5 protein-coding genes and 1 pseudogene are annotated in these 7,803 nt (G+C 76.2%); 2 read left to right on the forward strand and 4 right to left on the reverse strand.

Features of this window, described 5'->3' with window-relative positions; translation table 11 throughout:
* Positions 1–830: beta propeller lectin (locus tag ABD317_RS30475; RefSeq protein WP_344294046.1), on the reverse strand; the 830-nt coding region annotated here is incomplete at its 3' end.
* Positions 831–1,200: 370 nt separating this feature from the next.
* On the opposite strand from ABD317_RS30475, the gene ABD317_RS30480 reads away from it, so the two are divergent.
* Positions 1,201–2,814, forward strand: a complete 1,614-nt coding sequence (locus ABD317_RS30480) for an FAD-binding oxidoreductase (protein WP_344294048.1) — start codon at positions 1,201–1,203, stop codon at positions 2,812–2,814.
* 69 nt (positions 2,815–2,883) lie between these two features.
* On the opposite strand, the gene ABD317_RS30485 is transcribed toward ABD317_RS30480, so the two are convergent.
* The gene (locus ABD317_RS30485; RefSeq protein ID WP_344294050.1) at positions 2,884–3,867 is read right to left on the reverse strand and encodes a coiled-coil domain-containing protein; all 984 of its coding nucleotides are present in this window, start codon (positions 3,865–3,867) and stop codon (positions 2,884–2,886) included.
* A gap of 224 nt (positions 3,868–4,091) precedes the next feature.
* Between ABD317_RS30485 and ABD317_RS30490 the strand changes: the two genes are divergently transcribed.
* The gene (locus tag ABD317_RS30490) at positions 4,092–5,144 is read left to right on the forward strand and encodes a LacI family DNA-binding transcriptional regulator (RefSeq protein ID WP_344294052.1); all 1,053 of its coding nucleotides are present in this window, start codon (positions 4,092–4,094) and stop codon (positions 5,142–5,144) included.
* A 95-nt stretch (positions 5,145–5,239) separates the two neighbouring features.
* On the opposite strand, the gene ABD317_RS30495 is transcribed toward ABD317_RS30490, so the two are convergent.
* On the reverse strand, positions 5,240–7,042 hold the full coding sequence (locus ABD317_RS30495) for a coagulation factor 5/8 type domain-containing protein (protein WP_344294054.1): 1,803 nt from the start codon (positions 7,040–7,042) through the stop codon (positions 5,240–5,242).
* Between the two features lie 340 nt (positions 7,043–7,382).
* Positions 7,383–7,803, reverse strand: a pseudogene (locus ABD317_RS30500) (hypothetical protein); the annotation flags it as partial.

A 7,803-nucleotide genomic window follows, 5' to 3' on the forward strand; every position in this document is an offset into this window, starting at 1 on the left:
GTCCCGGCGCCGTCGGCGCCGGAGACCACCGCGTCGAGCCGGTGCGCCGGCCTCCCGTACGCGAGCGCCACCGCCGACCCCGTCGCGCAGGCGCCGGGCGGCGTCACGGCCGCCGGCGGCGTCCACGGGCCGGCGCCGTCCGCCCGCATCGCCCGCACCGAGCCGTCGGCGCCGGTGAGCAGCGCGTCGAGCCGGTCGACGGGGACCCGGGGCGCGAGCGCCACCGCCGTGCCCGGCGCGCAGGTGCCGGGCGGGGCGAGGACCGCGGGCCCCTGCCACGGGTGGTCGACGTCCGCCCACAGCGCCTGCACGGACCCGTCCGCGCCGGCGTACACCGCCTCCAGCCGCTCGGCCGGCGGGCGCCGGCTCAGCCCGACCGGGGTGCCCGGCGCGCAGGTGCCGGGCGGGGCGAGGACCGCGGGCCCCTGCCACGGCCCGCCGCCGCCGGACCACAGCACCAGCACCGAGCCGTCGGCGCCGGTGCAGAGCACGTCGAGCTGGTCCAGCGTCTGCTGGTGCGCGAGCGTGACCGCGCCGCCGGGCGCGCAGGTCCCCGGCGGCGCGACGGCGGCGGGGGCGTGCCAGCCGCCGTCCCACGCGGACCGCATGACCTGAACTGAGCCGTCCGCGCCCGCGTACGCGGCGTCCAGCCGGTCCGCCGACGGCCGCTGCGCCAGCCCCACCGGGGTGCCCGGCCGGCAGCTCCCGGCGGCGGCGAGGGCCGCGGGCCCGTGCCACGGGCCGTCGTCGGCCGCCCACACCGAACGGACCGATCCGTCGGGTCCGGTGAAGAGCGCACGTGCCTGCGCCAGGGCCTCGGTCAGCGGCATCACGGCCTCCGGATCACCGCCTGCCGCCCCCGGAAAAGGGGCGACGACCAGGTGCGAACGGCATGTCGAGCCGGCTCTCGCCGGGGCGTACGGCGGCGGATCCGAGACCGCGGAACCGCGGTCGTCGCTCAGGTGTGTCACGCCATCCCCCTCCGGTGGCACGATGCCGTCGCCGTGCCGTGCCCCTCACAGTTAACACTCCGTCCCGCAGCGGTCGATCGTCGATTGAGGCTATGCGGCCCGACGGCGGCGGGACCGCTGTCAAGACCGCGGAGACGCCTGAAGGGGTGATCAAGCGGGGGGATTTCCGGCCATCATGGGGTGGGATTCGGCCGCGGACAGCCGTGGACGGCAGGGAAGGGCGGGGCGCATGGCGCGATCGTGGTGGGGCTGGGGCAACGTCGAGGACGCGGTGCGCGGCGCCGAACTCACCGCGCTGCTCGACCGCGTGCGGCCGCTGTCGGCCGCCGAGCCCGCCGACCACCCGCCGCCCGCCGTCGCCGACCTCGACCTGCCCCCGCCCCGCGTCGCGCCGCCGGCCTCGCTCGCCGCCCTCTGCTCCGCGGACCCCGCCGACCGGGCCGCGCACGCGCACGGCAAGGCGTTCCGCGACGTCGTACGCAACCTCCACGGCGACCTGCGCCACCCGCCGGACCTCGTCGCCCGCCCGCGCCGCGAGCGCGACGTCGCCGACCTCCTCGACTGGTGCACCCGCGAGAACATCGCCGCGATCCCCTACGGCGGCGGTAGTTCGGTGGTCGGCGGCGTCGAGCCGCGCTGCCCCGGCCACCGCGCCGCGGTCACCCTCGACCTGGAGCGGCTCGACGCCGTCCTGGAGGTGGACGCGACGAGCCGCGCGGCACGCATCCAGGCGGGGGTGTACGGGCCGCGGCTGGCGGCGCGGCTGCGCCCGCACGGCCTGGCGCTGCGGCACTTCCCGCAGTCCTACGAGTTCTCCACGCTCGGCGGCTGGCTCGCCACCCGCGCCGGCGGCCACTACGCCACGCTCCACACGCACATCGACGACCTCGTCGAGTCGCTGCGGGTGGTCTCGCCGGCCGGCACCGGCGAGTCCCGGCGGCTGCCGGGCTCGGGTGCCGGCCCGTCGCCGGACCGGCTGTTCCTCGGCAGCGAGGGCGCGCTCGGGGTGATCACCGAGGCGTGGCTGCGGCTGCAGCCGCGGCCGCGGTGGCGCGCGCGGGCGTCGGTGCGGTTCGCGGACTTCGCCGCGGCGGTGGCGGCGACCCGGGCCGTGGCGCAGAGCGGGCTGCACCCGGCGAACTGCCGGCTGCTCGACCCCGCGGAGGCCCTCGTCAACGCGGGCGTGACCGTCGGCGGCGGCGTGCTCGTGCTGGGCTTCGAGTCCGCGGACCACCCGGTGGGCGACCGGCTGGCGCGGGCGCTGGAGCTGTGCCGCGACCACGGCGGCGAACCGGACGGGGCACCGGACGCACCCGATGCACCGGACGCACCGGGGGAGCCGGCCGCGGACGGCGGCGGCGCCGGCGCGGCCTGGCGGTCGGCGTTCCTGCGGATGCCGTACCAGCGCGACGCGCTCGCCCGGCACGGCATGGTCGTGGAGACCTTCGAGACGGCCTGCACCTGGGACGCCTTCGACGCGCTCCACCACGGCGTCACGGCCGCGGCGCACCGCGCCGTCCGCGAGACCACCGGGGGAGCGGGCGTGGTCACCTGCCGCTTCACCCACGTCTACCCGGACGGCCCGGCGCCGTACTTCGGCGTCGTCGCACCCGGCCGCTGGGGCAGCACGGTCGCGCAGTGGGACGACATCAAGGCCGCGGTCTCCGAGGCGATCGCGGCGCACGGCGGCACGATCACGCACCACCACGCCGTCGGCCGTGACCACCGGCCCTGGTACGACCGGCAGCGCCCGGACCCGTTCGCCGCGGCGCTCACGGCCGCGAAGTCCGCGCTGGACCCGGCGGGCGTCCTCAACCCGGGGGTGCTGGTCCCCGCACGGTGACGCCGCGGTGCCGGCCCGCCGCCGAGGCGGCGGGCCGGCGGTGCCGCCGGGCCCTACCGTCCCGGGCCCCTACCGCCCCGGGTGCTGCTGCCGCGGCGGCTGCGCCGGCTGCTGCGGCACGGACGGGCGCGGCTGCCGCGGTGCTTCCTGCTGCCGGGACTCCCGGTTCTGGCCCTGCCGCCGCCCGGCCGGGTTCGCGATCGCCACCACGGACTGCTGCGCCTCCGCCAGCCGCGCACGCGCCTCCTCGATACGCGCGGCGTAGCGCTCCTGCTCCAGCGCCGCGCGCATCTCGATCCGCTCCGCCGCCTGCCAGGCCCGGTCGCGCAGGTCAGCCGCCGTCAGCTCCGCCTCCCGCAGCAGCCGGGTCGCGTACTTCGCGTTGCCGTCCCGCCGCCGCAGGTACTCCGAGCGCACGGCCTCGGCCTGCCGCTCCGCCGCACCCAGCGCGTCCTCCAGTTCCGCGAGCCGCGCCCCCGTCTCGCCGTCGAGCTTCCCCTCGCGCTCGGCCTGGGCCGCCTGCTGCGCGCCGATGTGCGCGGCGGCCTCCAGCGTCACCTGCTGCGCGCGCTGCCGCGCCTCCTCGCGGGTCGCGTCCGCGTGCCGCTGCGCCTCGGCGACGATCTGCCCCGCCGCCTCGTGCGCCTGCTTGATCCGCTGCCGGGCCCGCTGGTCGGCGTCGGCCCGTATGCGCTCGGCGTGCTGCGCCGCCTCCTTGCCGCGCTCCTCCGCGGCGGCGCGGGCGGCCTCCTGCAGCTCCCGGCACTCCGCCTCGGCCTGTTCGCGCACCCGGTCGGCCTCGGCTCTGGCGTCCAGATAGAGCTTGCGGGCGGTCTCGCCGAGGGACTCGTACGTCTGCGGCCCGAGGGCCGAGACCTGTTCGAGCAGCCCGGCCAGGTGCCGTCCGCTCGCCTCCACCTGCGCTTCCAGGTCTCTGGCGCGGCGTACGGCGGCCTCCCGCTCGGCGAGCAGGTCGCCGACGACGCGGTCGACCTGCTGCGGCGAGTAGCCGCGGCTCCTGGTGGCCATCATGAAATCGCCGGGTTGCATCATCTCGCCATCGCGCCCTGTCGTCTCGGCTACGCACTTCACCCCATGATGCTGCATCCGGCGCCCGGGCCGGCGGCCGGTCCCCGGGATACGCTTGAGCCGCAGAGAGCGCTCTCCAAAGACTGCGGCCCGGGCGATCGGCGGTTCGTCAAGTGGTCCGCCGGCCTGCGGCGGTTGTACGGGGAAGCGCTCTCTCGGCGCGTACGGCGGGACGGTATAAAGGCTCCATGGCAACAGAAGCCCGGCGGCCCGGCCGCCCCGCCACCCTGGAGGACGTGGCCCGGGTGGCCGGAGTGTCCCGGGCGACGGCCTCGCGGGTCATCAACGGCCTGCCCACGGTCGACGCCGCGCTGCGCCGCAAGGTCGAGGAGGCGATCACCGCCACGGGCTACGCGCCGAACCGGGCCGCCCGCTCCCTGGTGACCCGGCGCACGGACTCCGTGGCCCTGGTGGTCTCCGAGCGCGAACAGCGCCACCTCGCCACCCCGTTCATCGGCCGGATGTTCAGCGACCCGCACTTCGGCCGGGTCGTCAGCGGGCTCCTCCGGGAGCTGCGCCCGGCCGGCCTGCAGACCGTGCTGATGGTCGCCGACGACGAGGCGTCGCGCGCGCAGGTGCTCGCGTACCTGCGCCAGGGGCACGTCGACGGCGTCGTCCTGGTCTCCTCGCACCCGGACGACCCGCTGCCCCGGATGCTCGCCGAGACCGCGCTGCCGACCGTGCTGGCCGGCCGCCCGGGCCGGGCGGCCGCGCTGCCGTACGTCGAGGTCGACCAGCGCGCCGGCGCCCGGCTGGCCGCGGAGCGCCTGGTGGCCCAGGGCCGCCGGCTGATCGGCACGGTGGCCGGCCCGCAGGACATGCCGGCCGCGCAGGAGCGGCTCGACGGGTTCCGCGGCGCGCTCGCCGCGCTGGGGGTGCCGGACCTGCCGTGGGCGGAGGGCGACTTCACCCGGGCCGGCGGGGCCGAGGCGATGCGCCGGCTGCTCGCCGGCCACCCGGGGCTGGACGGCGTGTTCGTCGCCTCCGACCTGATGGGGCTGGGCGCCGTGCCCGTGCTGCTGCGCGCCGGCCGCCGGGTGCCGCAGGACGTGGGCGTGGTCGGCTTCGACGACAGCGAGGCCGCCGAGGCTGCGGAGCCGGCCCTGACGACCGTGCGGCAGCCCGTGGAGGACATGGCCGGCGAGATGGCGCGGCTGCTGCTGCGGCAGATCCGGGAGCCCGGCGCCGTGCCGCCCTCGGTGGTCTTCCGCCCCTCGCTGGTCGTACGCGACTCGGCCTGACCGGCAGCGGCGGCGCCGGGGCAGCGGTGTGGCGGAGCCCCGCCCCCGGCGTCCGCTGGACCGGGGGCGGGGCCGCTGCACCCGCCGGGTGCGGCTCAGGGGTAGGCGACGACCTTGGCCGGGATCGTGTCGGTGCCCGAGGTGGGGCCGCCGTGGTCGTTGACGACGTGGGCGTACTGCCCCTGGCCGCCGAGCGAGACGACCATGATGTGGTGGAACCTGATCCCCGGGCCCGTCGGGGTGGCGAAGCCGTGCTCCTGCACGATGGTCGGGTCGACGTTGTAGTAGCAGTAGCTGCCCATGCCCCAGCCCTCGTGCTCGCCGACGTCGTCGGCGACCTTGTACGCGGCGTAGCCCCGCAGGTCGCCGTTCTGGATCGCGGCCTGGTTCGGCGCGTCGTAGGCCTTCTCGTTCTGGAAGAAGACCGTGCGCCCGCGCTCGCCGTTCCACCGCACGTCGTACTTGTTGAAGTGCTCCACGAAGAGCCCGGTGATCAGCACGTCGTCGCCGTTGACGACGACGCCGTAGTCGCAGCGGTTGGTCTCCCAGCCGACGCCGTCGCCGTGGTCCGCGCGCCACACCCAGGTGTGGTCGACGAGCACGTGCCGGCTGTTGATCACCATGCAGGTGGTCGCCTTGCCGGGGCCGGCGCCGCCGATGCGGATGAACACGTCCTGCAGCGTGGTCGGGTTGCCCTCGTGCCCCGCGGACGAGCCCTCCGGGCCCACTTCGAGCAGCACGTCGGAGTTCTCCGGCCCGGCGTCCAGCAGGAAGCCGGCGAGCCGCACGCCGTCGACGTCGGCGACGGTCATGGCGCGTACGCCACCGTCCGGGATGATCGTGGGGTAGCCGATGCCGAGGACCACGGTGTCCGCCCGGTCGATGACGATCGGCGCGTCGACGTGGTAGATCCCCGGGGTGAGCAGCAGGTGCTTGCCCTCCCGCAGGGCGGCGTTGATGCTCGCGGCGGTCGCGCCCTCCTTGACGACGTGGAAGTCCGAGAGCGGCAGCGACTCGCCCTGCGGGCCGCCGCCCCAGGTCGTGCCGCGGGCGTTGCGGCGCAGCGCGGGGAGGAAGACGCGGTACTCCGCGCCGTCGAGGTAGAGGAACGGCTTCTCGCGGGAGATCGGCGTGGTGTCCAGGGTGGTGTAGGGCGGGTCGGGGAAGGACTGCCCGGGGGCGCCCTCGACGCCGGAGAAGACCATGTTCCACACCGCGTTCAGCCAGCCGCCGATGCTGCTGTCGCGGGTGTACCACTGCTGCTGCGAGTACGGCTGCACGGTGCCGTCGACGCGGCTGTCGGCGATGTAGCCGCCGCTGGCCCAGCCGTAGCCGGACGGCGCGAGGTTGAGGTTGCCGCGCACGTGCATGCGGCGGAAGGGCGCGGCCTGGGAGACGGCGAAGCGGTTGGTGCCGCTGACGGGGCTGAGCGACAGGTTCTCCGCGGAGCGCCAGAAGTTCTGGGTGGCGTTGCCGTCGAACCAGCCGGCGTCCACGGTCACGTCCCCGTTGATGTGCGTGTCGTCGGGGGACAGGCCGAGGCCGAGGACGGAGGTGTAGAAGCCGAGCTGGGCGTTGAGGCCGTTGTACGTGCCGGGCTTGAAGAGCAGCGCGTAGCGGCCGGTGCCGAACTGCGCCGACTCCTGCCGGCGGAAGATCTGGTCCAGCCGGCCCTGGATGTCGGGGGTGGACGGGTCGAAGAAGATCACGTTGGGGCCGAGGTCCGGGTCGGCGAGCGGCCGGTCCGCGGACCGCGGCGGGGCCGCGGTCGCCTGGGAGACCGCCAGGCCCGTGGCCGGCACCGCGGCCGCCGCCGCGGCGGCGGCCAGCAGGGTGCGGCGCGAGGGGCCGGATCTGGTGGACCGCCGGGGCGAGTCTCCGGTGGGGGGTACGCGCATGCGTGACACTCCTGAGTCGTCGGCTCGTGGTGCGGGAAGCACCCGGTGGGGCGGATGGTGCGCTTGTCGGCTCTTCGATCAGGCTTCAAGGAATGAATGATTGAGCGAAAGAGAGCGCTCTCTCACGCTGAGTTGGTTTACGCCCGCGGGCGGGCGTCGTCAAGGGGGTGCGCACGCAACGGTGCTGCCGGCGCGCCAGTAAGTCCCTGTTTGATGTGCTTGGTTGGGCAGAGCGGGCGGGCGGACCGGCGGACGGCCGGGCTGCGGGTACGGGCCCGGTGAGTTCAAGGGATGTGCAGACGGCCGGCCGCGCCCGTGACCGGGCCGGCCGCCGCGCCGCTCAGGCCGCCGCCCACGCGCGGAGCTTCTCCGGGTTGCGCACCGCCCAGATCTGCGTGATCTTCTCGTCCGCCACCTCGAACGCGAGCACCGTCACCGTGGCCCCGCCCACCCGTACCACCACGCCGAGCTGGCCGTTGACCGTGCGTTCCAGCAGCTCCAGGCGGGGCTCCAGCGCGGGGAACGCCATGTGCACCGACTTGTCCGGCGTCACGCGCTCCGCCGGGTCCGCCGGGTCCGCCGCCGACCCGCCCGCCGGGCCGCCGAACAGCTCCGCGCGGTCCGGCAGCGGCTCCGGCAGCCACTCGCCCGCGTACCGCTCCCGCCGCGCCCGCGCCGAGCCGAGCAGGTCCAGGCAGCGGCGGCCGGCGACCTTCGTCAGCCGGCCGCCGGGGGAGTCGACGGCCGCCCGCCGCGGTGTC

It is taken from the genome of Streptomyces synnematoformans, assembly GCF_039531005.1.
Taxonomy (GTDB): Bacteria; Actinomycetota; Actinomycetes; order Streptomycetales; family Streptomycetaceae; genus Streptomyces; species Streptomyces synnematoformans.

Excerpts from the sequence above, each read along its gene's own strand:
- ABD317_RS30480 (WP_344294048.1), top strand. The coding sequence starts at position 1,201 with ATGGCGCGATCGTGGTGGGGCTGGGGCAACGTCGAGGACGCGGTGCGC.
- ABD317_RS30495 (WP_344294054.1), bottom strand. The coding sequence starts at position 7,042 with ATGCGCGTACCCCCCACCGGAGACTCGCCCCGGCGGTCCACCAGATCC.
- ABD317_RS30490 (WP_344294052.1), top strand. The coding sequence starts at position 4,092 with ATGGCAACAGAAGCCCGGCGGCCCGGCCGCCCCGCCACCCTGGAGGAC.
- ABD317_RS30485 (WP_344294050.1), bottom strand. The coding sequence starts at position 3,867 with ATGATGCAACCCGGCGATTTCATGATGGCCACCAGGAGCCGCGGCTAC.